Origin of the sequence: Variovorax sp. efr-133-TYG-130 (assembly GCF_030208835.1) — a bacterium.
GTDB lineage: Bacteria > Pseudomonadota > Gammaproteobacteria > Burkholderiales > Burkholderiaceae_C > Variovorax.
The window spans coordinates 112495-126581 of sequence record NZ_JARVTD010000012.1 but is presented as its reverse complement, the minus strand read 5'-3'; the positions used below and the strand labels follow the sequence as shown (position 1 = coordinate 126581).

11 protein-coding genes are annotated in these 14087 nt (G+C 67.4%); 7 read left to right on the top strand and 4 right to left on the bottom strand.

Annotated features, from left to right (window positions below; translation table 11 throughout):
- Positions 1-3 precede the first annotated feature (3 nt).
- On the bottom strand, positions 4-357 hold the full coding sequence (locus QRN67_RS16045; protein ID WP_285412576.1) for a hypothetical protein: 354 nt from the start codon (positions 355-357) through the stop codon (positions 4-6).
- A gap of 167 nt (positions 358-524) precedes the next feature.
- Between QRN67_RS16045 and glgX the strand changes: the two genes are divergently transcribed.
- Positions 525-2669, top strand: coding sequence for a glycogen debranching protein GlgX (gene glgX, locus QRN67_RS16040; protein ID WP_285412575.1), 2145 nt, complete (start codon positions 525-527; stop codon positions 2667-2669).
- A gap of 5 nt (positions 2670-2674) precedes the next feature.
- Here the strand turns inward: glgX and QRN67_RS16035 are convergent, their stop codons facing one another.
- Positions 2675-4804, bottom strand: coding sequence for an ATP-binding protein (locus QRN67_RS16035; RefSeq protein ID WP_285412573.1), 2130 nt, complete (start codon positions 4802-4804; stop codon positions 2675-2677).
- A 197-nt stretch (positions 4805-5001) separates the two neighbouring features.
- Here QRN67_RS16035 and QRN67_RS16030 point away from each other — a divergent pair, with 197 nt between their 5' ends.
- From QRN67_RS16030 to QRN67_RS16005, 6 genes are all read left to right on the top strand, one after another.
- A complete protein-coding gene (locus QRN67_RS16030) occupies positions 5002-6693 on the top strand; it encodes a lactonase family protein (RefSeq protein WP_285412572.1) in 1692 nt (563 codons plus the stop codon).
- Positions 6694-6910: 217 nt separating this feature from the next.
- Entirely contained in the window at positions 6911-7102 is a 192-nt protein-coding gene (locus QRN67_RS16025; RefSeq protein WP_081271009.1) for a CsbD family protein, read from the top strand.
- A 54-nt stretch (positions 7103-7156) separates the two neighbouring features.
- On the top strand, positions 7157-7405 hold the full coding sequence (locus QRN67_RS16020; RefSeq protein ID WP_285412570.1) for a CsbD family protein: 249 nt from the start codon (positions 7157-7159) through the stop codon (positions 7403-7405).
- A gap of 29 nt (positions 7406-7434) precedes the next feature.
- Positions 7435-8415, top strand: coding sequence for a hypothetical protein (locus QRN67_RS16015; RefSeq protein ID WP_285412569.1), 981 nt, complete (start codon positions 7435-7437; stop codon positions 8413-8415).
- A gap of 84 nt (positions 8416-8499) precedes the next feature.
- The gene (locus QRN67_RS16010; RefSeq protein WP_285412568.1) at positions 8500-9975 is read left to right on the top strand and encodes a helix-turn-helix transcriptional regulator; all 1476 of its coding nucleotides are present in this window, start codon (positions 8500-8502) and stop codon (positions 9973-9975) included.
- Positions 9976-10081: 106 nt separating this feature from the next.
- A complete protein-coding gene (locus tag QRN67_RS16005) occupies positions 10082-11419 on the top strand; it encodes a methyl-accepting chemotaxis protein (protein WP_285412566.1) in 1338 nt (445 codons plus the stop codon).
- Between the two features lie 7 nt (positions 11420-11426).
- Here the strand turns inward: QRN67_RS16005 and ggt are convergent, their stop codons facing one another.
- Together ggt and QRN67_RS15995 are read right to left on the bottom strand one after the other, a co-directional pair.
- Positions 11427-13043, bottom strand: a complete 1617-nt coding sequence (ggt, locus tag QRN67_RS16000; RefSeq protein ID WP_285412564.1) for a gamma-glutamyltransferase — start codon at positions 13041-13043, stop codon at positions 11427-11429.
- 17 nt (positions 13044-13060) lie between these two features.
- The gene (locus tag QRN67_RS15995; RefSeq protein ID WP_106937901.1) at positions 13061-14047 is read right to left on the bottom strand and encodes a Bug family tripartite tricarboxylate transporter substrate binding protein; all 987 of its coding nucleotides are present in this window, start codon (positions 14045-14047) and stop codon (positions 13061-13063) included.
- Positions 14048-14087: the final 40 nt, after the last annotated feature.

The following is a 14087-nucleotide window of genomic DNA, read 5'->3' as shown; positions in this document are numbered from 1 at the left end:
CGATCAGGAAAGCCGGTCCTGGCCCTTTCGCGCCTTCGCGAACCCGACCAGCAGCAGCACAACGCCAAAGCCCATGAGGAACATGGCCAAGGCGTTGCCGCCGATCTCGCTGTTGTTGGCCGCGCTGATCGCCCTGGCTGCCGCGTTGGCGTCGGTCGCGGTCATCGCGGTCGCGAAGGCTGCTTCCTTGCACTGGGCGAGCAAGGCGGCGTCCGCGTTGCGGGCCGTCATGTTCGCGCGGCATTTCGCTTCCAGCGCGGCATCCGCCCCGGGCGGCCCGCCAGCAAAGGCGAGGAACGCGCCAATCAACAGCGCGACAGCGCCAGCAAGCATGAGCATTCGGGCGGGTTTGTTCATCGACTTTCCTTTTGTTGAAAACCTTGATTTTCGGGGGGTGCCGGCTCGGGCTTTTGTACTAACTGGACCGCATCCATGTGGTCCTACGTTTGCTCAGCGGTCTATCCGATGCCCGTTGCCGGGCCGTACGGTGACGCTCTCACCCTCTGAAACTCGGGTACGCCGACATGTCCACTGCTTCCGACGCCAACGCCACATATTCTGCGGAGGAGGGCCATGCTTATCCGCTTGGGGCCACGTACCGAGACGACGGGGTCAACTTCGCAGTCTTTTCGGCGCATGCGACCCGGGTCGACGTCTGCATCTACGACGAGGCCGGTGAAAAGGAACTGGGCTGTGTCACCCTGCCGGAATACACCGACGAGGTGTGGCACGGCTTCATCCCGGGCCTGCAGCCCGGCGCGCGCTATGGCCTGCGTGTTCATGGCCCCTATGAGCCGGAGAAGGGCCACCGCTTCAATCACCACAAGCTCCTGCTCGATCCCTATGCCAAGGCCCACATGGGCGAGCTCAAATGGGGCCCCGAGCTGTTCGGCTACACCGTGGGCCACCCGGACGGCGACCTGAGCTTCGACGAGCGCGACAGCGCGCCCTTCATGCCGAAATGCGTGGTCGTGGATTCGAAGTTCGCGTGGTCGCAGCCCCAGGGACCGATGGTGCCCTGGAGCGACACGGTGTTCTATGAAACCCATGTGCGCGGCTTCACGATGCGCCACCCGGGCGTTCCCGAGAACCTCAGAGGCACCTTTGCGGGCATGGCACAGGATGCGGTGATCGCCGGGATGCGTGAGCTGGGCGTCACCAGCGTCGAGCTGCTGCCGATCCAGTATTTTCTGAACCAGCCGTTCCTGACGGACAAGGGACTGACCAACTTCTGGGGCTACGACACGATCGGCTTCTTCGCGCTGGACCAGCGCTACATGGACGGTCCGCACATCGACGAGTTCAAGCACATGGTCGACCGTTTCCACAGCCAGGGGCTCGAGGTGATCCTCGACGTGGTCTACAACCACACGCCCGAGGGCAACGAACTGGGCCCGACCATTTCCTTCAAGGGCATCGACAACGCGAGCTACTACCGCCTGATGCCGAACGAGCCGCGCTACTACATCAACGACACGGGCACCGGCAACACCGTCAACCTGAGCCATCCGCGTGTGCTGCAGATGGTCACGGACAGCCTGCGGTACTGGGTGACCGAAATGCGCGTGGACGGCTTTCGCTTCGACCTGGCCACGATCCTGGCGCGCGAGCCGCACGGTTTCGACGAAGGCGGCGGCTTCCTGAAGAGCTGCCGGCAGGATCCGGTGCTCTCCAGCGTGAAGCTCATCGCTGAGCCGTGGGACATCGGCCCGGGCGGCTACCAGGTCGGCGGCTTTCCGCCGGGATGGGCCGAGTGGAACGACCAGTTCCGCGACACGGTGCGTGCATTCTGGAAGGGCGATGAAGCCATGGCGCCCAAACTGGCGTCTTGCGTCACGGCCAGTGCCGACCGCTTCAACAACCGCGGCCGCCGCCCCTGGGCGTCGGTGAACTTCATCAGCGCGCACGACGGGTTCACGCTGGCCGATACCGTGAGCTACAACGAGCGGCACAACGAAGCCAACGGCGAAGACAACCGCGATGGCCATTCGGACAACCGCAGCTGGAACTGCGGCGCCGAAGGTCCCACCGACGACCCCCAGATCCTTGCACTGCGCGCGCGGCAGCAGCGAAACCAGCTGGCCACGCTGTTCCTGTCCCAAGGCACGCCGATGCTGCTGGCCGGTGATGAGTTCGGGCGAACGCAAAAGGGCAACAACAACGCGTACTGCCAGGACGACGATATTTCGTGGGTGGACTGGGAGGCCGCAGGCACGGACGCTGCTCGCGCATTGCGCGGCTTCACGCAGAAGCTGCTGGCGCTTCGCAGGCAGACCCCCGTGCTGCGCCGCAATCGCTTCCTGACGGGAGCGACATTCGGAGGAGAGGGCGGCGCCAAGGACGCCGCCTGGTTCGCTCCCGACGGCAACGAGATGACGCCCGCGCACTGGGAAGACACGCAGACGCGGTCGTTCGCGCTGCTTCTGGATGGCAGAGCGCCCGTGTCGGCGGTCGACCGGCCCGCGCACGACACCAGCGCGCTCGTCATCTTCAATGGCTGGCAGGACGCGGTGCCTTTCAAGCTTCCCCCCGCACCCGGCGAACCCTGGACGCTGGCCATGGAAACGAACAACGACGCGAACGGTTCATCGAACGAGACCTTCGAGGAATATCTTGCGACCGGCCGCTCGGTCCTGGTTTTCCTGAGCGCGCCGCGTGCGTCCGAGTGATCGCCTCAGGGCTGCGCCAGCATCTCCTGCACCCGCGCCGCCAAGGCTTCGATCGGAAACGGCTTGGTCATCACGGCCATGCCGCGCTCGAGGTGTCCATTGCCCACCGCCGCGTTCTCGGCATAGCCCGTGACGAACAGGACCTTCAGGCCCGGGCGCGTGCGGCGCGCCGCATCGGCCATCTGCCGACCGTTCATGCCGCCCGGCAGGCCCACGTCGCTGATCAGCAGGTCGATGCGCACGTCCGACTCGAGGATCTTCAGGCCCGCCACGCTGTCGGCCGCCTCGATCGCGCTGTAGCCGAGTTCCTGAAGCACCTCGGTGACCAGCATCCGGACGGTCGGTTCGTCATCGACCACCAGCACGGTCTCGCCCTGCTCCGAGCGTGGAGCGGGCCGCACCTGCACGCCGTCGTCGTCGATTTCGCCCTCGGTGTGGTGGCGGGGCAGATAGATGCACACGGTGGTGCCCTTGCCCACCTCCGAGTAGAGCCGGACCTGGCCACCCGACTGCTTGGCGAAGCCGTAGATCATCGACAGGCCCAGGCCGGTGCCCTGCCCCAGCGGCTTGGTCGTGAAGAACGGCTCGATGGCCCGCTCCATGACCTCGGGCGTCATCCCGGTGCCGGTGTCGGTCACGCACAGGGAAACATACTGGCCCTCGGGAAGATCATGGCTGCGCGCGCCATGTCGATCGAGCCACTTGTTCGCCGTCTCGATGGTGATACGGCCGCCGTCCGGCATCGCGTCGCGCGCATTGATGCAGAGGTTCAGCAGCGCGTTCTCGAGCTGTGACGGATCGACCAGCGCGGGCCAAAGTCCCCCGGCGCCGACCACTTCCAGCTCGATCGCCGGGCCGACGGTGCGCCGCACCAGTTCCTCCATCCCGGCGACCAGCCGGTTGATGTTGGTCGGTTTCGGATCGAGCGTCTGCCGGCGCGAGAACGCCAGCAGCCGGTGCGTGAGCGCCGCCGCGCGTTTCACGGCGCCTTGCGCCGCGCCCATGTAGCGCTCGATGTCGTCGGGCCGGCCCTGCGCGACACGGATGCCGATCAGCTGCAGCGCGCCGGAGATGCCGGCCAGCAGGTTGTTGAAGTCGTGCGCAATGCCGCCGGTCAGCTGGCCGACGGCTTCCATCTTCTGCGCCTGGCGCAGCGCCTCCTCGGCCTGGATGAGTTCCGAGGTGCGCTCGATCACCCGCTGCTCCAGCTGATCGTTGAGATTGCGCAGCATCGCAATCGCGCGATCCCGTTCGGCCTCGACCGCCCGGCGCTCCTCGACGTCGATCAGCACGCCCGGAAAACTGGCCGGCGTGCCGTCGTCGGCGTGATCCACACGGCCGTTGGCCTCGACCCAGTAGTAGCGGCCGTCCCTTCGCTTGACGCGGTACTGGTGCGCATAGGCCCCGCCGCGCGCAATGGCGGCCTCGATCGCTTCCAGCAGGCCGCCGCGGTCGTCCGGGTGCACCGTGGCGACGATCTGCGCGAGCGGAATCCCGGTACGCCCGAGCGCAGGGTCGATGCCGAAGCTGTTGGCAAATGCTTCGTCGATGGTGAAGCTGTCGCTCGGCAGGTCCCAGAACCACGCCCCGATGATCGCGCCCGCGTTGAGCGCCAGCTGGACGCGTTCTGCGTTCACGCGGGCGCGCTCGTGTTCGGACGCCGCTCGCCGCTCGGCCAGAACACGCTCGGTCGTCTCGACGACGATCGCGATCACGCCGAGGACCGCGCCCGCTTCATCGAGCGCCGGCGAGTATTCGAGATCGGCCCACAGCACGCGCGGCGTGCCGTCGCGCACGAGCGTGAGCTCCTGGTCCCGATAGGAAAGCGTGCCGCCCTCCCGGTACACCTTCTGCAGCACGTTGGCGTTGAAATCGGCCACCTCGTGCCACCCCTCGAGGACGTCGCTGCCGAGCAGTGCGGGATGCCGGTTGCCGGCGAATCGGCGGTAGGCGTCGTTGTAGATCATGACGCCGCTGTCGCCCCAGAGCGTCACGATCGGCGTGGGACTGCGCAGCACGAAGGCGAGCACCGACTTCATCTCGTAGGGCCAGCGGTCGATCGCTCCGATCGCGGTGGAGGACCAGTCGAAGCCTTCGATGAGGCCGCCGAGTTCGCCGGCATTCCTCAGGAACATGCGGCTCGGCGGGCGGGGCGGCGGCGGGGTGTCGTTCATTGGACCCCGACTATCCCAAATTGATGGCTGGCAGGGTAGGCGTCCAGGCGACGCGCCATGCATGTTCGACGAGATTCAGGTCCCGGCTGACGCAGCGCCTGCGCGTCGGCCGACTAAAGTAACATTGTTGCGCCAATTGTTTCTTAGAGTAAGTCGATATGCCTTTGACCAGCAGCATCCGCGCCGCCACCTCTTTGCGTCTTTTGCGAAAGGCATCGCTGCTGCTGGTGCCGCTCGCCGTGCTCTCGTGCGGCGGCGGTGGTGGCGGAGGGTCCGGGTTTTCGGCCTTCCCGCTGCCGATCGGGGGCGCTGGCAGTGGCGGCACGCCCGCGGAGCAGGCGTCCACGTACGCCGTCGGCGGCAGCGTCAGCGGCCTCCTGGGCAGCGGGCTGGTGCTGCAGCAAGCCGGCTCGGCCGACGTGGTGGTCGCGGCGGACGGCCGCTTCGTTTTCGGGGACCGTCGTGCCAAGGGCGCCAGCTACGCAGTCACGGTGAAGCAGCAACCCGCCAACCCGCCGCAGACATGCACGGTCAACCGCGGCGCGGGCACGGTGGGCGAGGCCGACGTGGGCAACATCGCGGTCGTGTGCTCGGTTGCCGCGTTCAATGTGAGTGTCAAGGTCACGAAGCTTGCGGGCGGCGACCGGGTGGTGCTGCAGAACAATGCGGGCGACGACCTGACGGTCACGGCCAACGGCACTTTCAGCTTCGCCACGCCGGTGGCCAGCGGTGCCGGGTATGGCGTCACCGTGAAGACGCAGCCCGCGGCGGCGCAGACGTGCGTGGCGCACGGTGCGTTCGGCACCGTGGGCGCGTCCGACGTCACGTCCGTCGAAGTGCGTTGCACGGACGTCGGCCTTTCGCGTTTCGCCTACACGCCCAACGAAGGCTCGAACAATGCGAGCGCATTCGAGATCGGCGCTGGCGGCTCGCTGCCGGCGCCCACGACGGTGGCCGCAGGCAGCTCGCCGCAGCACATGACGGTGGACCCCTCGGGGCGCTACGCGTATGTCGCCGGCTTGCTGAGCAGCACCGTCTTCGTGTTCTCGATCGACCCGGGCACTGGCGCGCTGCTGCTTGTGCAGACTGTCTTCGTCAACAGCGCCAGGTTCATTGCCATCGAACCGCAGGGCCGTTTCGCCTATGTGCTGGGCAACCGCAGTGTCGTGCAGTTCGCGATCGACAGCGCCACGGGGCAGCTTGGCGCGGCAACTTCCTTCGCCACCGGTGGCTCGCCCAACGACTTCTGGATGGCCATCGATGGCGATAGCCGGTTCGCGTACCTTCCGCACCTCGATGGCAGCGTCGACGTGCTCGCCATCGATGCGACCTCCGGCGCATTGAGCGGGCCCGTGCAGAGCGTCGTCCTGCCGGTCGGACTGCAGGCATTCAACGTTGCGCTGGAACCCTCCGGACGGTTTGCCTACGTGGCGGCAACAGCCCCCAACCCGGCGCCTTCCAGGCTCATCGCGTATGCCATCGATCCGCGGGCGGGCACGCTGACGCAGGTTGCCTCGGCCGATACCGGAATGGCCGGACGCGGCCTCGGCATCGATCCGACGGGGCGATTCGTCTACGTCGCCAACGTCAACGCTGCTAACGTGTCGGCGTTCGCCATCGACGCACGCACCGGCGTTCCGACGCCGCTGGCCGGCAGTCCCTTCGCCACCGGAGGGTCGGGGCCGACGTCGATCAGCGTGGACCGCACCGGCCGCCGTGTCTACACCGCCAACCAGATATCCGACTCGGTCTCGGTCTTCGACATCGATCCGGTCACCGGCGCCTTGTCGAGCCCGGTCCAGTTTCCGTCGGGCGGCACCAGTCCCCAATACGTCGCTCTCACGAAGTAGGGCCATCAAAACCGGCCGTGGGCGTGGCTCCCACGCATGGGCTGCCGGTCGTCCTACGCTCGCTGAAGAGTCACGTCCCGAATCGGGGCAAATGCACTACGTCTTCTAGTGCATCTGTCTGTGTTTCGAAGCCCTTCGCGAATCTACGATTTCTCCATTCGCTGCTGATGCGAACGCCTCGGGCAATTCCGCACAGGCAATCTTTGGAGATCACGAGATGAACAAGGACACGGTCGACGGCAATCTCAAGCAGGTCAAGGGATCGGTCAAGGAAGCGCTGGGCAAGGTCACCGGCAACAAGCGCCTCGAGGTTGAAGGCGCGGCCGAGAAGCTGGCCGGCAAGGCCCAGGAAGGCGTCGGCAAGACGCAGGAAGCGGCCAAGGACGCCGCCGACAAGCTGCGCAAGTAGTTCAGTGGCTCACCGATATCCCATCCACATCAACTCACCACGAAGGAAATAGTCATGTTTGAAAAAGCTGAAGGAACGATGCAGAACATCGCAGGCCGCGTCCAGGACGCATTCGGCGCCGCTACCGGCGACACCGCGACCCAGCTGGAAGGCAAGGCCAGGAAAGTGGCCGGCAAGGCGCAGCAGGGCTACGGCGCCGTGCTCGACCAGGTGCGTGAGTCGGCGGTGGTCAACCCCGTCGCGACCCTCGCGGTGGTCGCCAGCGTGAGCTTCGTCCTGGGCGCCCTCTGGGCCAAGCGCTGAGCCGCGTGCATTCCACGGGAGAGAAAAACATGACAACCACAACTGCAACGGTGCTCCTGCCGCATTCCGCCGAGGTCTATCGGGGGCGCGTGTCCTGGGGCGCGGTCTTCGTCGGCCTGTTCCTCGCGCTGGCGACTTACCTGTTTCCGGGCGTGCTTGGCACGGCCGTGGGCACCGGCTCCATCGACGCGCTGCGCGAGCGCAATCCGCTCGCGGGCTTCGGCATGGGAACCGGCCTGTGGGTCGGCGCCTCCACGCTCATCGCGCTGGCCGTGGGCGCCTTCTTCGCAGGGCGCTCGGCACCGGGCAAGGGCATCCTGCATGGCGTGCTGTGCTGGGCGGTGACGACCCTGGTCACGGTCTATGCCCTCTCGATGCTCGCAGGCGGCGTCATCGGTGCGGCCTCGGGTGTGGCGAGCACCGGCCTGTCGCTCGCCGGCCAGGGCGTGGCGGCCGCCGCGCCCACGCTGGCTTCGGGCGTGAAGGACCAGCTGCAGAAGAACGGGATCAGCTTCGACATGTCGGACGCCCGCGCCCAGCTGGAAACCCTGCTGCGCCAGACCGGCAAGCCCGCGCTGGACCCTGACAAGCTGAAGGCCGACGCCCGCGCGGCGGCCAGCGACGGCAAGGCGACCGCCGCCGACGCGGCCACCGCGCCGCAGACATCGGCGGACGACCTCGCGGCCTTCTTCGATCGCCTGCGCCAGAAGGCGCAGCCCGGCCTCGATGCGGCGGACAAGGACGCGCTGGTGAACATCATTGCGGCGCGCACCGGCAAGAGCCGCGCCGAAGCCCAGCAGATCGCCGACAACTACGAGCAGAGCTTCAACCAGGCGGTGGCGAAGTACGACGCCTTCAAGCAGCAAGCCGAGCAGAAGGCCCGCGAGGCCGGTGATGCCGCGGCCAAGGGCGTGAGCCATGCGGCCTGGGCCGGCGTGATCGCGCTGCTGCTGGGTGTCCTGGTGTCGGGCGGCGCGGGCTTCCTGGGCCGGCGCAGCGTGCGCGACTGACGCGCGAGGCAACGCAAGCTCCCGCATCGCGAGCCGGGTTGTAATGGCGCGCATGCGGGACTTCCGCCGATCAAGACCTACACCATGAACGATCGCGTTCTACAGACCCAGACCGACAGGCGCCAGCTCCAGCAGATCATCACCGGGCTCACCGAGGGTGTGATGCTGATCGAGCCCGATCAGCGCATCGTCTGGGCCAACGAGGCGGCCCTGAAGATGCACGGCGTGGACAAGGTGGCCGAACTGGGCGCCGACGTCACGCAGTACCGCGAGCGGTTTCGCCTGCGATATCGCAACAACCATCCGCTGCAGGAAGGCCAGTACCCCATCGAGCGCGTGATCGCCGGCGAATGCTTCAGCGACGTGATCGTGGAGGTGTTTCCGGCGCACGACGACAGCGTCAACTGGGTGCACCGAGTGCGCAGCCTGGTGCTGACCAACAGCGACGGCGAGCCCGACTGCCTGGCGCTGATCCTGCACGACGCCAGCGAGTGGGCCAGCGCCGAGAACCGCTTCGAGAAGACCTTCAATGCCAACCCGGCGCCGGCCGTGATCTGCCGGCTGAGCGACCAGCGCTACATCAAGGTCAACCAGGGCTTCCTGGAGATGACCGGCTACGTGCGCGAGCAGGTCATCGGGCGCTCGGTGTACCAGCTCGATGTTTTCGAGAATGCCGACAGGCGCGACCTGGCAGTGGAGCGGCTCGGTGAAGGCGGTACCATCCCGCAGATGGAGGCCGAGCTTCGGCTGCCCGATGGCGGCCACAAGCCGGTGGTGGTGGCGGGCCAGCCGATCGACATCGGTGAAGAGGCCTGCATGCTCTTCACCTTCATGGACCTGGAACCGCGGCGCAAGGCCGAGAGCACCCTGCGCCAGAGCGAGGAACGGTTCCAGAAGGCGTTTCGCATGCTGCCCGTGCCCAGCGCGGTGCTCAGGGCGGAGGACCTGGTCTTCCTGGACATCAACGAGGCGTTCAGCGCCGCCACAGGCTACGCGAGCGAGGACGTCGTGGGACGGGCCGGCGAGGAGGCCGGGGTCTGGCCGGGCGAAGTCCCATCGAAGATCGCGCAGCGGCTCGCTCCGGGCGGCAGCGTGAGGAACGCCGATTTCAGGATCGGCCGCAAGGAGGGCGATGCGATCGACGCGCTGGTGTCGGCCGAGACGGTCACCATCAACGGCCAGGATTGCGTGCTTCTCGCGTGGCTGGACATCACCGATCGCAAGCGCTCCGAACTCGAACTGGTCAGCGCCATCGAGACGGTGATGCAGGACGCCTCCTGGTTCAGCCGATCGCTCATCGAGAAGCTGGCGAATGTGAAGCGCGCCGGCAACTCCGCAGAACTCGGGGATTTGACGAAGCGTGAACGCGACGTCTTCGATTCGCTGTGCCGGGGGCATTCGGACAAGGAGATCGCGAAGGAACTCGGCGTGGCGCTGAGCACCGTGCGCAATCACGTCGCGACCATCTATGCCAAGCTGGATGTCCACAGCCGTGGCGAAGCGCTGCTCTGGGCGCGCGACCATGGATGCTTCGTGGCGTCGAAGCAGGCGCAGAGCTAGGCCCGAGGAACGCCCGCCGTGGGGGCGGCGTGAGCCTTTGCGCTCGTTTCCTACACCCAGGCCAACCGTCGATGAGTAGATTAATCAAATCGTACTCAGATCGACCATGACCTCCTTCCGCTCCCTGGTTTCGTTCCTTTCGGGCCGGCGTGTTTCCGCACGGCGCCAGCTCCAGTCGCTCTATCGCAACCAGGCCGTGATCGAGTTCACGCCGCAGGGTGACGTGGTGTTCGCCAATGAGCCCTTCCTGTCGCTGATGGGCTATTCGCTCGACGCAATCAAGGGCCGGCACCACGGCATGTTCGTCGACCCGGCCGAGCGGCACTCCGGCGACTACGCACAGTTCTGGAACCGGCTGCAACGCGGCGAGCCCTTCGTCGGGCGCTGCAGGCGCATCGCCGGCAACGGCGGAGAAGTCTGGTTGCAGGCCAACTACAGCCCCGTGCTCGATGGCGCGGGCAAGGTGGTGCGGGTCGTCAAGTACGCCATGGACATCTCCGGGCAGGTGCTGCGCGACGCGGAATCGCAAAGCCAGCTGGCCGCGGTCGGGCGCGCGCAGGCCGTGATCGAATTCGACCTCCAGGGCCGCATCCTGCGTGCCAACCGCAACTTCCTGGATGCGATGGGCTACCGCCACGAAAGCGATGTCGTCGGCCGGCACCACAGCATGTTCGTGCGCCCCGAAGAACGCCAGGGCGCCGCGTACAAGGCCTTCTGGCAGCACCTGGCGCGCGGGCAGTTCCACCAGGGCCAGTTCGAGCGTGTCGGCCGCGAGGGCAACACGGTGTGGATCGAGGCCAACTACAACCCGGTGCTCGACCAGGCCGGCCAGCCGTTCAAGGTGGTCAAGTACGCCACCGACATCACCGCCCGCTTCGAAGCGACGCGCATGGTGCAAGGCGCGTTCGAGGAACTGAAGCAGCTGGTCAGGCACAGCGCCAGCCAGGCGGGCGACGCCCATTCGCACACCCGCCAGGTGGCCAGCGTCGCGCTCGATGGCGCGGATGCCTCGGCGGACGCCATGGCGGCCATGCAGCAGATCCAGGCCGACTCCAAGCGCATCGCCGACATCGTGGGCCTGATCGACGGCATCGCCTTCCAGACCAACATGCTCGCGCTCAACGCGGCGGTGGAGGCCGCGCGCGCGGGCGAACAGGGCCGCGGGTTTGCCGTGGTCGCGGGCGAGGTGCGCAGCCTCGCGCACCGCAGCGCCGCCGCCGCGCGAGAGATCGGCGGGCTGGTCTCCGCCTCGACGGCCCGCGTGCAGGCCGGCAACGAGAAGGTGCAGGCGTCGGGCCGCGTGATACGGGAGATCCAGCAATCGGCTCAGCAGGCGTCTCGGATCATGGAGGCGATCGTCGACGCCTCGCGCAGCCAGGATGTGCGCCTGGGCGCGGTTCACGAGGCGATGGCGCGGCTGGAGGCCGCGGACAGCCGGGCCTGAACGGGCGTCAGCGCAGACGGTACGCCACGCCATCGCGGCCGGGGTCCGCGCCGCCATGCAGGCCGTCGGCCTGCACCTGCACGCCGTGCACCCAGCCGATCGTGTAGTTGTACGGGTTGCGGCCGATGGCGTAGCCCTGTGCTTCGAGCGCGCGCGTGGTGGAACGCGGAATGCGGTTGCACACGTCGATGGCATTGCTGGTGGACGAGAAGCGCGGCGCCGACACGGCGGCCTGCATCTCCATGCCGTGGTCGATCACGTTGAGCAGCACCTGCAGCACGCCCATGGCGATCTGCGTGCCGCCGGGGGCGCCGAGCACCACGTCGAGCGCGCCGTCCTTGAAGGTCATGGTGGGGCACGACGATGTGAAGCGGCTCTTGCCCGGCCGGATGCTGCCGGCGCGGCCCGGGCGCGGGTCGAACACGCCCATGCAGCCGTTGTACAGGAAGCCCATGCCCGGGGTGATGATGCCCGAGGGCATGGCCAGCGAGTGGGTCAGCGAGACCGCATTGCCGTCGGCGTCCACCACGCTCAGGTGAGTGGTGTCGCGGGGCACGGGCGCGCCGGGGTTCACGCGCTCCACGTTGAAGCGGTGGCCCGTGCGGATCTGCTCGGCCGCTTCGCGCGCCATGTCCTTGGACAGCAGCTGTTCCAGCGGCACGTCGAAGAACTTCGGATCCCCGATGCAGCGGTCCTTGTCGATGGTCGCCTTCTTCATGGCCTCGCACACCCGCTGCAGGTAGCCGGGGCTGTTGTGCTCCATGCCCGCCAGGTCGAAGTGCTCGAGGATGTTGAGCATCTCCAGCAGCATGGCGCCGCCGCCCGGCGGCTGGTTGGTGGTGACGGTGCGGTCGCGGTAGCGGCCCACCAGCGGCGGGTTGCGCTGCACTTGGTACCGGGCCAGGTCGTCGAGCGTGAGCAGCGCGCCCAGCGACTGCAGGTGCGCCACCATCCGCTGCGCCAGGTCGCCTTCGTAGAACGGCCGCGCGCCTTCTTCGGCAATCTGGCGCAGCACGGCGGCCATGCCGTCGTTGCGCAGCGGCGCGCCGATGGGCTTGGGGCGCCCGTCGGGGCGGCAGTAGAGCTGGCGGCCCTCGTCGCTGTATTGCAGGCGTTCGAGGTTGCCGACGCGGCCCATGGCCGGCTCGTCGATCCAGAAGGCGTGCATGCCGGGGCGCACGAAGTAGCCGTCCGCCGCCCAGCGGATCGCCGGCTCCACCACCTGGCGCCACGGCAGGCGGCCGTGCGCCTGGTGCATCGCCTCCAGGCCCTTGAGCGTGGCCGGCGTGCCGATGGACTGGGGGCCGATGTCGTTGACACGGCCCTGGAGGATGAAGCCGAAGCCGTCCCGCGTCTCGCCCTCCAGCAGGTGCTCCCACATGTCCTCCCTGGCGGCCAGCGGCGCGGGCGAGTGGAAGTCGAAATATTCATGCACCTGGGCGCCGGGCAGGTAGACGGCGGCGGTACCGAAACCCGCGATGCCGCACATCAGCGGATCGACCACCGTCTGGGCCAGCGCGGTGGCCACGGCGGCATCGACCGCGTTTCCGCCCGCGCGCAGGATGTCGATGCCCGATTCGGCGGCCTCCGGCTGCGGGCAGACCACCATGGCTTCTTTTTTCATGGGCGTTGCTTGCCGGGTCATTTGGCGCTGAGGTTCAGCGCTTCGAGCGTGGGGCCCCATGCCTTGGCGTCACGCACCGTCGTCTCCATCACCAGCGCCGAAGGGCCCGACAGGGGGATCACGCCCATGCTCTTGAGCTTGGCCTGCACGTCGGGGCTCTTATGGAAGGCTTGCGTGGCCTTGTTGAGCTTTTCCACGATGTCGGCCGGCGTGCCGGCGCGCGCCACCACGGCGCTCCAGCCCATGTTGTCGAAACCCTTCACGCCCAGTTCGCCCAGCGTGGGCACATCGGGCAGCTCAGGGGTGCGCTGCGGTGCCAGCACGGCCAGCGGATTGAGCTTGTGGTTCTTGATGTGGGGCAAGGCCGTGCCATACACCGGCGCCATCACCTCCGTCTGCCCGCCGATGGTGGCCAGCACGCCGTCGGCCTCGCCCTTGTAGGGGATGTGGGTCATCGAAATGCCCAGGGCGTTGTCCACCAGTTCGACGGCCAGGTGCGTGGAGTTGCCCAGGCCGGCGGAGGCGAAGTTCAGCTTGCCGGGCGCCGCCTTGGCTTTTTCCGTCAGATCCTTGAGCGTCTTGATGCCCGTGGCCGGGTTGGCCGACAGCACGAAGGGCACGGTGGTCAGCATGGACACGCCCACGAAGTCCTTCTCGGGGTTGTAGGGCAGCGGCTTGTAGGTGAACTGGTTGAGCACCATCAGCGAGACGCTGCCCAGCAGCAGGGTGTAGCCGTCGGCGGGCGCATTCAGCGCGTTCTGCGCGGCGATGAGGCCGCCCGCACCGGGCTTGTTCTCCACCACGATGGTGGCGCCGATGGCCTTGCCGGCGTGTTCGGCCCACAAGCGCGCGATGGTGTCGCTGCTGCCGCCCGGGGCTTGCGATACGACCAGGCGCACCGGACGGCTGGGGTAGCTCGCCTGCGCGTACGCGGTGGCGGCCGCGACGGCCGCGAGCGCGGCACCGATCAGGATCCTGGAGATGTGCGTGATGGGTTGGGGCACGGGGGCTTCCTCAGAGGGCTGTCATGAAAGATGAAGGTAT

Bases quoted from the DNA above. Each gene is read 5' to 3' on its own strand.
- QRN67_RS16010 (WP_285412568.1), top strand. From the start codon at position 8,500: ATGAACGATCGCGTTCTACAGACCCAGACCGACAGGCGCCAGCTCCAG.
- QRN67_RS16015 (WP_285412569.1), top strand. From the start codon at position 7,435: ATGACAACCACAACTGCAACGGTGCTCCTGCCGCATTCCGCCGAGGTC.
- QRN67_RS16035 (WP_285412573.1), bottom strand. From the start codon at position 4,804: ATGTTCCTGAGGAATGCCGGCGAACTCGGCGGCCTCATCGAAGGCTTC.
- QRN67_RS16045 (WP_285412576.1), bottom strand. From the start codon at position 357: ATGAACAAACCCGCCCGAATGCTCATGCTTGCTGGCGCTGTCGCGCTG.
- ggt (WP_285412564.1), bottom strand. From the start codon at position 13,043: ATGAAAAAAGAAGCCATGGTGGTCTGCCCGCAGCCGGAGGCCGCCGAA.
- glgX (WP_285412575.1), top strand. From the start codon at position 525: ATGTCCACTGCTTCCGACGCCAACGCCACATATTCTGCGGAGGAGGGC.
- QRN67_RS16020 (WP_285412570.1), top strand. From the start codon at position 7,157: ATGTTTGAAAAAGCTGAAGGAACGATGCAGAACATCGCAGGCCGCGTC.
- QRN67_RS16025 (WP_081271009.1), top strand. From the start codon at position 6,911: ATGAACAAGGACACGGTCGACGGCAATCTCAAGCAGGTCAAGGGATCG.
- QRN67_RS16005 (WP_285412566.1), top strand. From the start codon at position 10,082: ATGACCTCCTTCCGCTCCCTGGTTTCGTTCCTTTCGGGCCGGCGTGTT.
- QRN67_RS16030 (WP_285412572.1), top strand. From the start codon at position 5,002: ATGCCTTTGACCAGCAGCATCCGCGCCGCCACCTCTTTGCGTCTTTTG.